Here is a 14503-nt window from a genome sequence, read left to right as displayed (position 1 = left end):
CAGGGGTGAGCGAGATGCTAACGAAACGTAACGTGGTACCTGAAACAATGCGGACGACAAGCCGTGAATTGCGTATTCAGCGGGCTGGAATGGACGCGCCGGAACTTATCAGTAACTGCCGGGTTCTGACACTGCTTGACCACTCGTCACGAGAGCTCAACTACCAGCTGCGGACAACGCTCCAGGGGAGCCAACAACCGGTTTTGAAACTTGATGAGGGAGACCTTCGACTGACACCCGTTGACTTTGCCTACCTGCTGAGCCGGCGACTGGCCAATGTTCTAGCCGGGGTGAGCCGTGCAGCGGTCGCGCGGCTGGTGATTGTTTATTCACCGAGCTGGGCTGGCGAATGCCGCCTGCCAGCTGACGCACAGCGAATCAGGATTGCTCACCGACAAATTCGCGACTCGTTGCGGATTATTTATGACCAAGAAACTGCCGGGCAGGTTCAAATCATTTATGGCGGTTTCGTTTTTGAAGAAGAATTAGCCGACGTGCTATGTGACAGCAACGTGGACGGCGTCTTAATAAATAAGTGAGGTTAGATAAGTATGATTAGTAGTTTAAATACAACGGTGACCCGGGCGCGCCAACAAGATTTTACGATTAGCGACCAGCTGGCTGTCAATGCCCTGCGTTTTATGAGTATTGACATGATTGAAGCGGCAAAGAGCGGCCACCCAGGTTCCCCAATCGGTATGGCACCAATGGCCTACGTTCTCTGGGAAAAGTTCCTTAATTTTAATCCCCAGGACGATAAGTGGCTCAACCGGGACCGCTTCGTCTTATCCGGTGGGCACTGTTCAGCCTTGCTGTACAGCCTGCTCCACTTTAACGGCTTCGAAGTTAGCCTGGCCGACATCAAAAACTTCCGGCAGTTAGGCTCTAAAACCCCAGGCCACCCGGAGTACCAGCTGACTCCAGGGGTTGATGCTTCCACCGGCCCGCTGGGGCAAGGCTTTGGCATGGCTGTGGGGATGGCAATGGCGGAGCGTCATTTGGCGGTGCAGTATAACCGGCCTGGTTACCCGCTGGTCGACCACTACACTTACTCGATCGTTGGTGACGGTGACCTGATGGAAGGTGTTGCCGAAGAAGCAATTAACCTGGCTGGGAAGAACCGTCTTGGTCACCTGATCGTTCTTTACGACTCAAACGATGTGACCCTCGATGGGCCGCTGAGCCTGAGTACGAACGAAAGTGCTGCCGCCCGCTTTAAGGCTGCCCATTGGGATTACCAGCTGGTTGAGGATGGTACTGACCTGAACGCGATTGCCCAGGCAATCCGCAACGCGCAACAAACTAGCCGACCATCGCTGATCGAAGTTAAGACGATTATCGGCTACAACACGCCTGACGAGGGCACGAATAAGGTTCACGGTTGCCCGCTGGGGAAACAGAATGTGGCGATTACGCGGGAAAACTATGGCTGGCCTTATGAGCCGTTTGAGTACCCAACCGCGGTTTACCAGCAATTTGCCCAGTACATCGAGGATAAAGTGCGTAACTACCAGGAATGGCAGGAAATGTTCGCTGAATACCAGAAGGAATACCCGACGGCGGCCCAGCAACTAACACGGCAGGGGATGGACACCGCTAACCTGTGCAGTCACCACCAGGTCGGCGAAGAGGTATCGACCCGGGTTGCAAACGCTGAAACGATGCAGGACCTGGCTGCTGCCAACCCTCAGCTATGGGGCGGGTCCGCGGACCTCTTCTCATCTAACAAGACCGCTCTCAAGGATGATCAAATTTTCCGTCCGGCCAACTACGGTGGGCGTAATATCTACTTTGGTGTCCGTGAGTTTGCAATGGCGGCGGCCATAAATGGAATCAACCTCCATGGCGGCAGCACTGCCTATTGCAGTACCTTTATGGTCTTTAGCGACTACCTCAAGTCGGCCATCCGGCTCGCAGCGCTCCAACACTTGCCATCCGTCTTTATCTTCACCCACGATTCGTTAGCAGTTGGTGAGGATGGCCCTACTCACGAACCGGTTGAGCAGCTCGCAATGCTGCGGACGATTCCAAACGTACAGGTGTTCCGGCCTGCTGACGCGAACGAAGTGGTCGCGGCCTGGCGGGTAATTGGTCAAACTGATGACCGGCCAAGTGTAATTGTGGCTTCCCGGCAGAACTTACCGGTCCTGGCGGAAACAATCAATGCGGCGGTTCAACGGGGTGCCTATGTGGCTGCCGATGCCGCGGGAACTCCTGATGGGATTCTAATGGCTAGTGGTTCCGAACTATCCCTGGCACTGGCCGCTAAAAAGTCCCTGGCAGAGAACTACCAGGTCGATGTCCGGGTCGTTTCTGTCCCAAGCATGGAGCTCTTCAATGAACAACCGGCAACCTACAAGGAGGCAATTTTGCCTAATGCCGTTCGGACGCGCCTGGCTGTTGAGATGGCTAGTCCACAGCCATGGGGCCAGTACGTGGGCCTCGATGGAGCAACGATTGGGGTCGATGGTTTCGGCATGAGCGGTAACGGAGCAGCCATCAGCGCAAAGTATGGCTTTACCGTTGAAAACGTGGTGGACCAGTTCATGACGATCCTTAGAAAGGGGTGATGAGAATGATTGTGCGAGTGAATGAGGAATTAACCCAACTGGACCAGCAAGCCGTCAATGAAGAATTAGCCCTGTTAACGGCGGCACTAAATAGCTAACTATTAATCACATTCCATTCTGAATTAAATATTCCATCTGAGTAGGTGGGGCCAAAAGGTGTTCGTTGCTTTTGACCCCACCTTTTTTAGGAAAAAAGAAACGATTAATCGCTCAGGGGAGTTGACCGTCCGGCTTTATGCCTGTAAACTTATCCTAATAATGGTTAAGAAACTTTGATGAAGGAAGTGGCAACGTGGCAAACATCAATTTAGATGCTTTTGACAAGATTATCGTCCTGGACTTCGGTAGTCAGTACAACCAGCTGATTACCCGCCGCCTGCGTGATTTTGGGGTCTATTCCGAACTCCTGTCACACAAGATTACAGCGGACGAAATCAAGCAGATCAACCCTAAGGGAATCATTTTCTCCGGTGGCCCTAACAGTGTATACGACGAAGGAGCCTTTAAGGTTGATCCAGAGATCTTCAAACTGGGGATTCCGATTCTTGGTATCTGTTACGGGATGCAGCTGATGGCCTATGATTTAGGTGGCAAGGTCGAAAATGCCAATAATTCTGAATACGGTCGGGCGGACATTGAGGTGGTCGATGATGACGCCGTCGTGTTTAAGGGCCTGCCGAAGAAACAGTATGTTTGGATGAGCCACGGTGACCTGGTAACTCAAGCACCGGCTGGATTTACGGTAACGGCAACGAGTAAGAACTGCCCGATTTCAGCCATCGCGGATAATGAACGGAAATTCTACGGAATCCAATTCCACGCCGAAGTGCGCAACTCCGAGTACGGGTTGGACATCCTGCGCCGCTTTGCCTTTGATGTCTGTGGTGCGAAGGATAACTGGACGATGGACGATTTCATTAACTTGCAGGTGGAACACATTCGCAAGGAAGTCGGCGACAAGAAGGTTATCCTCGGCCTGTCTGGTGGGGTCGACTCCAGCGTGACGGCCGTGTTAATCCATAAGGCGATTGGTGACCAGCTGACGTGTATCTTCGTTGACCACGGTCTGTTGCGGAAGAACGAAGCAGACCAGGTCATGAAGGCATTGAACAAGGACCTCGGTGTGAACATCGTCAAGGTAGACGCTGCTGACCGCTTCCTGGGTAAGCTGGCAGGGGTGACCGATCCCGAACAAAAGCGGAAGATTATCGGCAAGGAATTTATTGAGGTCTTCAATGAAGAAGCTAAGAAGATTCCGGACGCGGACTTCCTGGCTCAGGGAACCCTGTATACTGACGTCATTGAATCCGGGACGGACACGGCCCAGACAATCAAGTCCCACCACAATGTTGGGGGCCTGCCGAAGAAGCTCGGCTTTAAGCTGATCGAACCGCTGCGCAAGCTCTTCAAGGATGAGACCCGTGAGCTGGGTGAAAAATTGGGGATTCCGCACGAACTGGTTTGGCGACAACCGTTTCCTGGTCCTGGTTTGGGAATCCGGGTGATTGGTGAAATCACGCCAGAGAAGTTGGAAATTGTTCGGGAATCAGATGCCATCCTGCGAGAAGAAATCAAGAAGGCCGGCCTGGATGAGAAAATTTGGCAATACTTCACCGTCCTGCCGGGCATTCGTTCCGTTGGGGTCATGGGTGATGGTCGGACATATGACTACGCCGTTGCCATCCGGGCTGTGACGTCGATTGACGGGATGACCGCGGACTTCGCCAAGATTCCGTGGGACGTCTTGCAAAAGATTTCCGTTCGGATCGTCAATGAAGTCGACCACGTTAACCGAATCTTGTACGACGTCACGAGTAAGCCGCCTTCGACAATCGAATACGAATGATGTTGCTTATTAACTTGATAGCGGAATCCTAATTTAACGGCATTTGAATGGTGCAAAATCAATTCAAATCTATAAAAAGCAACATTGTTCCCTACCAAAACCCTACCAAAACTTATAATATTGAGCGTGAAAAAAGCAATCAGCATTTACAATTGATAGTAAGTGTTTGATTGCTTTTTCATTTTGAACTTCATCTTAGTTAACATATAGACGAAAAATAACAGGTATCTAAATTTCAAGAATAAGTTAGCCACTAAGCTGAAATAAATAGCACTGACCAATTAATTATTGGTTGATGAGAACGTGATATCTCTTGATAGAATGCTTTACAGTAAATATCCATTGCAGAACGTCCATTAAATATGGCTCGTGGATAGTGATTCATCCAGTTATTGGTCGCTATAATCTGGGCACTACTATAATCATTAATAGCTTGGCCTTTGGTAATCTCCTTGCGGAGAAAACGATTATTGATTTTATTGGATCCGCGTTCCCAAGGAGAATATGGGACAGTGTAAAAAAACATGGTCATGAACTCGCGTTAACTCACTAAATTCAGAACCATTATCAGAAGTAATTGTTTTAAAAATGCGATAGTAAGCATTCTTGCCAAGCTTCTGACGCAACTCAACAAAAAATGATTCACTGCATATGCAGTTTTACTGGTAATTTTTCTCGTAATATTAACCCGTGAAAAACGATCAGTCATTACTAGAAGAACGCTATTCTTGCCATCTTTATGACCTTGAATAGTGTCTAGTTCCCAATGACCAATTTCGGACCGTTGGTCCGCAACCTGTGGACGTTGAGCAATGTTAGGTCCTAAGCACTTTTTGGCTTGTGGATGAGATTGATGGTGTTTACGTTTAGTTTTCTCAAAAAGGTCCAAGTTAGACGTACGGAATACACCATCATTAATCCACTGATACAAAGTCACAACAGACTTAGGGATCAGTGAATCATCACTCATCAAATCACGTGCCTTATAAATAGCTGCTTGAGGAGAGTAACGATGCTCATCAAATTCACCAAGCATTAATTGGTCGGCCAATTGTAAAAAACGCTTTGAGCGGTAATATAAACGAGGACGACCGGACCGTTGGTGGCATTTAAGATAAATATTCTGACCAGCTTCATAACTGTAGATGTAATAAGGGTAATCGTAAGTCTTACCATTGAATTTTTGACGACGAATTTGGCGAACTGTACCACGTTTAAGCTCATTATTAATGGTTTGGTGGTTCACTCCTAATTGACGACCGATTGCGCGATTGGAAAGTCCTTGCGACTTTAAAGTCGCAATCATCACTCGCTCTTCTTTAGTAAGGTGTGCATATTTGCGATGAGTGGCCAAAAGGTTAGTGGGCATGGTATCATTTAAGTGCGTCATTTGACGGACATCCTTTCATATAGGTTTGATTCACTTAATATGATACCTGATGTCACGCCGGATGGCGTTTTTGCATTTACCACCAATTAGGTGGCTAACTTCATTCTATAATCCACCAAGAAAATTTTTTGGGAGACAAGTGATAAGTAAATAAAATAATTTAGATTCAATCAAAATAGTCCGTAGCAGTAATTGATGGTAGTGCAAAATAAAAAGTTTATATAACCTAAAAATCATTGTGAATCACTGCCAAATATGGTAATTTTTTATTGAAGGAGTGAAAATTAAAAATGAATAGAGTTATCACAGGGGGATTACCCCTTTTCTGGATTGTTGTATTGATTCTAACCTTTATGAATAAGATGATGCTTGCTATGTACCTGATGGCTATTGGAATGTTCCTCTGCTCGCTTAAAGAGTTGGCGAGTAGTATTAAAAAGTAACACAATCGGACTTAGTAAGGACGAGGAGGACTAATTATGGCAACGGAAAAATTAGTTGATCATTACTATTATGATGAAGCGGCGTATGACTATCATGATGGAGGTTACATCCCGTTAGTAGAACCGGCTGTTTCGCAACAACCACTACGGATTCCAGAATTGCTAACGCCGGACAAGGAAACCACTGACGATGTCTATTACACGATTGTTGCCCAGGAGGGGGAAACTCAGCTATTACCCGGAGCTAAAACCAAAACCTGGGGTTATAACACTAGTTTATTAGGGAAAACAGTGGTGTTTAAAAAGGGACAAACAGCCCACATCCACTTAGTTAATAAACTACCAGAATTAACAACTTTCCACTGGCACGGGTTAGCAATTCCTGGCCCGCTTGAGGATGGGGGCTGTCACGCTCCGGTTTACCCTGGTCAGAGTCGGGACATTAGCTTTAAGGTTGATCAACCAGCGGCCTTAACTTGGCTTCATGCCCATCCATGTCCGTCAACTGCCGAACAGGTTTGGCACGGATTAGCGGCGGCAGCGATTATTCAAGACGATCAAGAAGCCCAATTGCCACTCCCACGGAACTACGGTGTTGATGACCTTCCAATTATCCTGCAAGATCGGCGCTTTCACGAAAATAACCAATGGGATTACCGGGCAGACTATGATCCAGATGGGGTCGCAGGACCAACTCCAATGATTAACGGGACAATTAATCCTTATTTTAACGTTACTACTCAACGAGTTCGTCTTCGCCTGTTGAACGGTGCTAACCGACGGGAATTCCGGCTCCACTTTAGCGACGATCTGTCATTCACTCAGGTTGCAGGTGATTTAAGTTTACTTCCTCATCCAGTTAAGATGAACCGGGTCTTAATTACCTGTGCTGAACGAATGGAAATCATAGTTGATTTTGGTAACTATAAACCGGGCGATGTGGTAACTCTTTACTCCGATGATGTACCTTTGGTTCGCTTCCGGGTCCAGTCCTTTACTCCGGATAACCGAGAATTACCGACTACGCTCTTTACTACTCCGGACCCAGCAGTAACCCCAGGACTGCCGGTTCACAAGGTTACCTTAGATGGGATGGATGAGGAAGTGGCAATGAATGGTAAGAAGTTCAAGATGGATCGGATTGACTATCAAATGCGACTAGGTCAAGTTCAGTTGTGGGATATTACCAATACTGATGACGCTCCAGGAATGATCCACCCTTATCATATGCACGGTACGGCCTTTACGGTTATTTCCCGTGATGGTCAAACTCCTCACCCAAACGAGCTTGGTTTAAAGGATACGGTTGCCATTAATCCGGGAGAACATGTCGTAATCAAGGTTTGGTACCATGTTCCAGGAGTCTTCATGTACCACTGCCACATTATTGAACACGAAGATGGCGGAATGATGGCCCAAATTAAGGTTGTCGATCCAGCAAATCTAGATAAGAAATACCAGTTAATGGATCATATGACCTTAATGATGGCCTTTGCCGAGGAACGAGGCGTAACGATGGACGACCTTTGGCTTGGTGGAATGGAATCCTATAAAAAAATGGGGATGGAAATGTAATTCTTAGTTGTCATTGCCTAGACTGTTTGCTTTCAGCAAACAGATTTGATTAATGTCTTTAGACCTAGTTGAGTGCGTGAGCGAAGCGAGTGCACGAAACAAAAAACCACCTGCTATGCGGGTGGGCGATAAAAATTATATAAATAAGACCTCTTTTGTCTTAAGATGTAGGTGTTCAAGCCAAAATCGAATAAGGGAAAAGAGGTTTTATAAATATGGCTAATAAACTAAATAGTCTAGCCCATACGAAGTGGTTATGTGTAAGCAGTCAATAACGATACGTCTAGGCGCGGTCGACCAATCCCCCTATACTGAAGACATAAGATTCAGTACAGGAGGATTTCTTTATGGAAGAGAAGCATGATATTGTGGCACCCGTTTTCAAAGCCAAAGGTAAGCCGGTTAGTAAGGCCAAAATTTCATCGCGGCCAGTCGTTAAAATGAAAGCTGGAAATATCCAATTAACAATTTTCAAAGGCACCAATCCCAGCCTTGCGGCCGAGATTGTAAAGGCTGTGGTGCATTATGCTCATTAACTGGCACGATCCAGACCATGTTTATCTAGTTTGCGGGAAAACTGATTTACGTAAAGGAATTGATGGGCTGGCGATGGTTATCGCGGAAAACTATGGACTAGAGTTATACGATAATTCTCTGTTCCTCTTTTGTGGGTCACGTAATGATCGGTTCAAAGGGTTACTTTGGGACGGTGAAGGCTTTATTTTACTCTATAAGCGTTTTGAGAATGGTCATTTGAGCTGGCCAAGACATAGTAGTGAAGCTAAAGAGTTATTAGCTAGGCAATTGGATTGGTTATTGAAAGGATTAAACCCGTTGCCAGTTCGTCGGATCAAAGCAGCCCAACCAGGTACCTTTTATTGAATTACCTCTGTTTAAAATCGTTGTTCTTTGATATAATTACCGAAGAATAATTTAAAGGGAGGTGACGTACTATGAGTAAGAGTTTAGTAGAGGAGAATCGAGAGCTTAAGCAGCAAATCAAGGCTTTAAAGGACCAGGTTAATAAGTTGACAGCGATTATTAAGCTTCAACAAAACCAAATGTTTGGGAAAAAAACTGAAGTAATTGAGTCCGTAGTTGATGGTCAGCAATCACTGTTTAGTGATGATGAACTAGCTCAGCTGCAAGATTCTAATGTTTCAATCACGGAAGTGATTGAAAAGCAGAAAAAACAAGTGGTGCGTCATCGGAAAGCCAAGGTTTCTGGTCAGCGGACCGCTTTTTTGGATAGGTTACCTCAAGTAGATAAGACGATTCATTTAACTAATGAGGATTGTCCAAAGTGCCATGAACAGATGAAAAAGATTGGTAATCATTTGTATAGCCGTGAAGTCCGGCTGAAGCCAGCCGAGTTATATTGTGTGAATTTATACCAAGAAAGCTATAAGTGTAATGACTGTGACGAAGATGGTAAAGATATCATCATTTCACATTTGTGGCCGCGTAATGATGAAAGCATTGCTGATAAAATGGAAGGTAATATCGTCTTCAAAAAAGCCAAGGAGAATAGGTTGGCTTTTAATGGCAATCAACATCTGCACTCAACGAAATAACTGACCCTACCAAAACCCTACCAAAAATAGGGAATGACTCTAGAAATGCCGATATTATAGGGATGATAAAGGGCCATCTTCAATTGAATACGAATAGTTCAAATTTTTACGCACAATTTAATAACTGCGTAAAAAGTAGACCCTTGAAATCGCTGATTATAAGCGGAACGTGAGGATGATTAAAAAACGTTCTTATTGGGGAATGCCCCAATCTTATCCAACTGTGTAATTAATATAGCGGCAAGTAGTTTTGAATGCTACTTGCCGCTTTTTTCATGCTTTGAATTATTATCCTGGATTAAGTGAATTGTCTTAATGAATGATTGCGATAGCAATTCGCTAGTTTCGTGTCCCATCTGATCTAACAACTTATTTAATTCTTTGCGGTGTGGCTTGGACTTTAGTTTTTCTTTTTCATGAGCGCCTTCAGCTAGTTCGTCAATACTAACATCCAAAGCTGCTGCAATCCTCAACATATTGATGGCACTAAAATTCTGTATTTCGCCACGCTCAACACGTGCAATATAGTTGGTTGAAAGGCCTGCCAACTCTGCTAGCTGTTCTTGTGTTAGGTTATTTTTACGCCTGATGTCGGCAATGTTGGCACCAACGGCTTTAATATCAATCATTTTCATACGACCTTTTTTTACTTAATCGTATGAAACCTTGATATTCGTTTTAAGAGCGTATACGTATAATCTTAGCTATACGTATCCGTATAGTTTGCGGTATCATAAAACTGATTATAAATATGCTATTAAATATGATGAATTGGGGGATATATTACCATGCAAGCAACCAAATCCAAAAAAGACAATAAAAAATAACCTTCAAAACTAAACTTACACTTTCTACACTCGCTGCAGCCGGCGTTACCGGTGGAACAATGGCAGTGACAGGCAATATTCATGCTGATACCGTTAATACCCAAACTGATACTACTAATCAAACTCAAGATTCACAAGTTAGTAACCTAAAGAGTCAGCAAGACGCCAGCCGGGAAGCTCTCGCTAATGCCCAAAAGACTAATACTGAAGCACAAAGCAATCTTGCTCAAGCTAGTGCTAAGAACACTACCGCACAGGGCAACGTTGATTCTGCTCAAGCTGACGTTGCTGCTGCTTCTCAAAAGGTCCAATCAGCAACTACTGCCGAACAAAACACACAAGCTGAAGTTACTCAATCCCAAGCTGAAGCAAGCAAGGCACAGAACGACTATGACAACGCGGTAAAGCAACAAGCCCAAACCGATCAAGCTGTACAGCAAGCACAAGCGCAAACTAACGCCGACAATAAAGCCTAACGACCAACAGCCATCCACTCAACCAAGTGGTAATCAAGGTCAAACTAAGGCTGATCACAACGTCACCGTTGCACCTAGCGAAAATGGTTCTCAAACTGCGGTTACAAACAATAACGTAAAGTCAGTTGCTAATGAAGTTGGCAACAACAATACTCCAAAGCGCTCTGACCTTAACAACGGGAAATTACCACAAACCGGAAGCAATAACAGTAATGGTTTCATTGCTCTTGGCCTAGCTACTATGTTAGGTATGTTTGGTTTAGTCAGTGTACGTCGAAAGAATTAGGTATCTATTCAATATAAGAGGACACGTTAATGAGTAAACATAAACCAAATAAGCAGTTAACCCGAGGTGAACTTCAACAGCGTATAAGAAAAGAAACATTAGAGTTGATTACTAATCTCAATTCTGCTCCTGTTGTACTTAGAATGGGACCTTGGCAAAAGTTCAGTGAAACCGCGATGAATACCAGTATTAAAGGCGATATTTTTACTTTCCTTAACTCAGAAAATCATAAGGATGATGTTTCATTTGCATTCAACCTTAAGGGAGAATTAGTACTACGACGTGATGATATTAACGGTCATGTAAAAGTAACGCGGATAAAGCGCTCAAGTAGTAACTTGAAATAATTATCAGATTTCTGAAATTCGGACATTTACTTTCTAAAGACTAATATAATTTAATTTGATAATAACGAAATGGGGGAGAATTACAAATCATGACCACATTACATTCAAATAAAAAGGCCGTTGCTTTAGCCGCAGCCGCTGCTGCCGTTACTGGTGGAGCACTAGCTGCCACTAACACTGCACATGCCGATACGATTAACTCAGCAAGTGACAGCCAAACAACGACTAACAACCAATCAGAAGTCGTTAAGACTGCACAAGAACAAGCACAAGACAAGGCACAAGCTGCCGGCAACGCCATGAAAGACGCTCAAAGTGCAATGAATGACGCCCAAAGCAAGGCTGATCAAACTGACAGTCAAGTTAACCAGGCAACTGCTCAAGTTAACACTGATCGTCAAGCTGTTCAAACGGCTCAAACAGCAGTTAACAACGCTCAACAAGCATCAGAACGTGCTCAGCAAGCCCTCAGCCAAGCACAAACCAATGCGCAGGCTGCTACACCTGAAGCGATCAGTCAAGCCCAAGCTGATGTACAAACCGCCCAAACAGCTGAAAAAGCAGCTGGGAATGCAGTGCAAGACAAGCAGGGTGACGTAAAGAGCGCTCAGGCTGATCTAAGCCAGAGCCAAGCCCAAGCTAAGCAAGCTCAACAAACCGTCGAAAACGATCAGCAGGCCGTATCACAGGCTGAGCGCAGCCTGGACCAACAAGGTGCTCAAAATGATGTCGCCCAAGCCCAAGCTGATTTAACCAAGGCCCAAAACGCCGAAAAGACGGCTCAAGATGCCGTCAGTCAAAAGAACGATGACGTTCAAACAGCCCAAAGTGAAGTCAATCAAGCCCAAGACAGTGTCAAGACTGCCCAAGCTGACGTTAACAGCAAGGCTGAAAGCGAACAAAATGCCAAGACGGCATTAGACCAAGCACAAAACGACGTTAACGCTAAGCAAACGGCATTAACTAATGCGCAAAATAAATTAAATGCTGCTAAACAAGCTAATGAAAGTGCAAATATGCCAGACCCAGCATCATTAGGCATTACCGTTACCGCTACCAACGCAGCCAAGACAGCGGCCCAAGCATGGCGCAACGGTGACCACAGTGACGCCAATCTCAACGCAATGAAGAACGGTATCACGATTTACTACCGCCCAACTGCTCGCGATAACAGCACCATTCTCAGTAACGAAACAAACGTTGCCAAATCAATGGCACAAGCTGCCACCGAATCAGTAACTAACCAGCAATGGATCGGCACTGAAACCAGCCAATTGATTGCCGCTGCGATGAATGCAGTCCACCAAGCTCTCGGCTTTAAGAGTCGGATTGCTGCTACTGATTTAGCTGGAATCGAAGCCATGAAGAACACACTATCAATGGACTTCAACAACACATACAGTCGATACAACAACGACATCCTTGTAGGATCCCAACCATACAAAACCACTCTTGTCGGAAACGGAACACCACACGCTTTACGACTAAGTGACTTTAAAGAATACCACCTCGCACTTGTGTTAACAGGTGATCCATTCAACGCACAAGGTGTCATTCAAGGAAAAGACCTCCACTTCGCATCATATCCGTTAACTCTAGGAACCGACCAAACAGATCACACAATCTTTGTTGGAACCGGAAGCACTACTGGCGGTGGCGGACTATCATTCATCAACACAGTTGACACCCCATCCACACCATCACAAGATCTCACTGACTTAGAAACAGCTACCAGCCAAGCGCAAACGGCCCTTGATCAGGCTAAGACTGCATTAAATAATGCTAAGTCCGCTCATGACACGACTGTTCAAAACTTGAACGCTGCTAAGGCGGTCTTAACAAAGACTCAAAAAGCTGAAAAGGCTGCTCAAGACAAGTTAGCTAACGCTAAGAACGAATTAAAGAACGCTCAATCGGCTTACCAAACAGCTCAAAATAACGTTCAAACTGCCACTCAAAAGTTGACCCAAGCCCAAAAGGTGGCTCAAGAAGCCAGCCAAAACCGGACTGTCAAGGAACAAGCGCTTCACGACGCCCAGAACAAATTAGCGCAAGACCAACAAAAGCTAGACACCGCTAACCAAGCCGTTAAGGACAGTCAAGACCGACTTGACCAAGCCCAATCAGCCCTCAAGCAAGCCCAAACTGATCTAAAGGCCAAGCAAGATAGCGTTCAAAAGTTGACTCAAAAGCTTAATGACTTACAAAACGCACAGACATTACTCAAGCAGGCACAGGACAATGCCAAGGCTGCTGACGACTTGCTCAGCCAAAAGACTGATCAGCTCAAGCAAGCTAAAGATGTTCTTAACAGTGCCCAAACTAAGCTTGACACAGCTAAGGCTAACGCCAATGCGGCTCACGACCAACTCGACAAGGCTAAAGCTAACTTCCAAGCCAAGAAGAATGCTTATGATGACGCTGCTGCCCATTTAATCAGTGACGCTCAACAATACGGATCACAAGTCAAGCTCACTCAGGATCACTTCACAATCAACGAAGGCGATCAATTGCCAAGTCTAAGTCTTGACAACCAATTCGCACCACACCGTGAAAACAGTGCCATCACTAATATGTTCATGAACTTAGCTGCCATGCCTGGTGACGTCTTACCAGAAGGCACCAAGATCAGCTGGGCAAACCCAACCAAGGCTAACAACGACGCTCAACATGCCGGTGACTACACCGAAAATGTTCTAATCACCTTCCCAGATGGTTCAACCATCACCAAACAAGTTGAGTTGACCGTTAAGTACAACCCAGCAATGCACCAGACCCAAACTGACATTACCAATGTTCCAGGTCTGCCAGCTGGTACTCACGTCATTAACAGCCAAGTTGTTAATGCTAATGGTCAAATCATGCCTGAATACCAAGTCATTAACGGTCACATCGTTAAGACAACAACTGCCGCTCAGCTAACCAAAGCTTCTAACGCCATTTCAAGTGAAAACACCACGCTCAAGCGCAGTGACCTAAACAATGGTAAGTTACCTCAAACAGGTGACCACAACGAAGCTGGACTAATTGGTCTCGGTGTAGCTGGATTGATTGGTGCTCTTGGGATGACTAAACGTCGTCGTCATAACTAAGATTTAACCGTCAAATAAATAACGCATGCACAGCATGCGTTATTGGTTTATTGTTAAGATTTAACATTTTGAACATA

The 14503-nt window shown here is 45.4% G+C and carries 12 protein-coding genes and 1 pseudogene; 11 read left to right on the top strand and 2 right to left on the bottom strand.

Translation table 11 applies throughout. The features are described from left to right. The first annotated feature begins 14 nt into the window (after window positions 1-14). The 3 genes from N4599_RS05425 (at window position 15) to guaA (ending at window position 4416) form a co-directional block, all read left to right on the top strand. Window positions 15-539 (top strand): triose-phosphate isomerase, encoded by a 525-nt coding sequence (locus N4599_RS05425; RefSeq protein WP_062814065.1) that lies wholly within the window; start codon window positions 15-17, stop codon window positions 537-539. A 12-nt stretch (window positions 540-551) separates the two neighbouring features. Continuing rightward, window positions 552-2570: a transketolase gene (gene tkt, locus N4599_RS05420; protein WP_260898320.1), complete on the top strand. Its 2019-nt coding sequence runs from the start codon at window positions 552-554 to the stop codon at window positions 2568-2570. A 292-nt stretch (window positions 2571-2862) separates the two neighbouring features. Beyond that, window positions 2863-4416, top strand: a complete 1554-nt coding sequence (gene guaA / locus N4599_RS05415; RefSeq protein WP_062814063.1) for a glutamine-hydrolyzing GMP synthase — start codon at window positions 2863-2865, stop codon at window positions 4414-4416. Window positions 4417-4669: 253 nt separating this feature from the next. Here guaA and N4599_RS05410 read toward each other — a convergent pair. Further along, window positions 4670-5806: pseudogene (locus N4599_RS05410) on the bottom strand (IS30 family transposase). 479 nt (window positions 5807-6285) lie between these two features. On the opposite strand from N4599_RS05410, the gene N4599_RS05405 reads away from it, so the two are divergent. The 4 genes from N4599_RS05405 (at window position 6286) to N4599_RS05390 (ending at window position 9398) form a co-directional block, all read left to right on the top strand. Then, the gene (locus tag N4599_RS05405; protein WP_260898316.1) at window positions 6286-7824 is read left to right on the top strand and encodes a multicopper oxidase family protein; all 1539 of its coding nucleotides are present in this window, start codon (window positions 6286-6288) and stop codon (window positions 7822-7824) included. Window positions 7825-8171: 347 nt separating this feature from the next. Then, the gene (locus N4599_RS05400) at window positions 8172-8360 is read left to right on the top strand and encodes a hypothetical protein (RefSeq protein WP_035161508.1); all 189 of its coding nucleotides are present in this window, start codon (window positions 8172-8174) and stop codon (window positions 8358-8360) included. Continuing rightward, window positions 8350-8706 (top strand): IS66 family insertion sequence element accessory protein TnpB, encoded by a 357-nt coding sequence (gene tnpB, locus N4599_RS05395; protein ID WP_260898307.1) that lies wholly within the window; start codon window positions 8350-8352, stop codon window positions 8704-8706. Before N4599_RS05400 ends, tnpB begins: the two co-directional genes overlap by 11 nt. A gap of 71 nt (window positions 8707-8777) precedes the next feature. Further along, complete coding sequence (locus N4599_RS05390) at window positions 8778-9398, top strand: IS66 family transposase zinc-finger binding domain-containing protein (RefSeq protein ID WP_260898305.1); 621 nt, start codon at window positions 8778-8780, stop codon at window positions 9396-9398. Window positions 9399-9655: 257 nt separating this feature from the next. Here the strand turns inward: N4599_RS05390 and N4599_RS05385 are convergent, their stop codons facing one another. Further along, window positions 9656-10027 (bottom strand): helix-turn-helix domain-containing protein, encoded by a 372-nt coding sequence (locus tag N4599_RS05385; RefSeq protein WP_224758038.1) that lies wholly within the window; start codon window positions 10025-10027, stop codon window positions 9656-9658. 263 nt (window positions 10028-10290) lie between these two features. Here N4599_RS05385 and N4599_RS05380 point away from each other — a divergent pair, with 263 nt between their 5' ends. The 4 genes from N4599_RS05380 (at window position 10291) to N4599_RS05370 (ending at window position 14426) form a co-directional block, all read left to right on the top strand. Continuing rightward, entirely contained in the window at window positions 10291-10701 is a 411-nt protein-coding gene (locus N4599_RS05380) for a hypothetical protein (RefSeq protein WP_260898302.1), read from the top strand. Continuing rightward, window positions 10649-10987 (top strand): LPXTG cell wall anchor domain-containing protein, encoded by a 339-nt coding sequence (locus N4599_RS09960; RefSeq protein WP_419719953.1) that lies wholly within the window; start codon window positions 10649-10651, stop codon window positions 10985-10987. Before N4599_RS05380 ends, N4599_RS09960 begins: the two co-directional genes overlap by 53 nt. A gap of 29 nt (window positions 10988-11016) precedes the next feature. Next, window positions 11017-11334, top strand: coding sequence for a hypothetical protein (locus N4599_RS05375; RefSeq protein WP_260898300.1), 318 nt, complete (start codon window positions 11017-11019; stop codon window positions 11332-11334). 89 nt (window positions 11335-11423) lie between these two features. Further along, window positions 11424-14426: a Rib/alpha-like domain-containing protein gene (locus N4599_RS05370; RefSeq protein ID WP_260898299.1), complete on the top strand. Its 3003-nt coding sequence runs from the start codon at window positions 11424-11426 to the stop codon at window positions 14424-14426. Window positions 14427-14503: the final 77 nt, after the last annotated feature.

Origin of the sequence: Limosilactobacillus oris (assembly GCF_025311495.1) — a bacterium.
Lineage (GTDB): Bacteria > Bacillota > Bacilli > Lactobacillales > Lactobacillaceae > Limosilactobacillus > Limosilactobacillus oris_A.
Note: the sequence above shows the minus strand (reverse complement) of the source record. Positions and strands in the feature narration are given on the sequence as shown.

What these genes read in the sequence shown, in the direction of transcription:
- N4599_RS05390 (WP_260898305.1), top strand. Translation starts at nt 8,778, where the DNA reads ATGAGTAAGAGTTTAGTAGAGGAGAATCGAGAGCTTAAGCAGCAAATC.
- N4599_RS05375 (WP_260898300.1), top strand. Translation starts at nt 11,017, where the DNA reads ATGAGTAAACATAAACCAAATAAGCAGTTAACCCGAGGTGAACTTCAA.
- N4599_RS05385 (WP_224758038.1), bottom strand. Translation starts at nt 10,027, where the DNA reads ATGATTGATATTAAAGCCGTTGGTGCCAACATTGCCGACATCAGGCGT.
- tkt (WP_260898320.1), top strand. Translation starts at nt 552, where the DNA reads ATGATTAGTAGTTTAAATACAACGGTGACCCGGGCGCGCCAACAAGAT.
- N4599_RS05425 (WP_062814065.1), top strand. Translation starts at nt 15, where the DNA reads ATGCTAACGAAACGTAACGTGGTACCTGAAACAATGCGGACGACAAGC.
- N4599_RS05370 (WP_260898299.1), top strand. Translation starts at nt 11,424, where the DNA reads ATGACCACATTACATTCAAATAAAAAGGCCGTTGCTTTAGCCGCAGCC.
- tnpB (WP_260898307.1), top strand. Translation starts at nt 8,350, where the DNA reads ATGCTCATTAACTGGCACGATCCAGACCATGTTTATCTAGTTTGCGGG.
- N4599_RS05400 (WP_035161508.1), top strand. Translation starts at nt 8,172, where the DNA reads ATGGAAGAGAAGCATGATATTGTGGCACCCGTTTTCAAAGCCAAAGGT.
- N4599_RS05405 (WP_260898316.1), top strand. Translation starts at nt 6,286, where the DNA reads ATGGCAACGGAAAAATTAGTTGATCATTACTATTATGATGAAGCGGCG.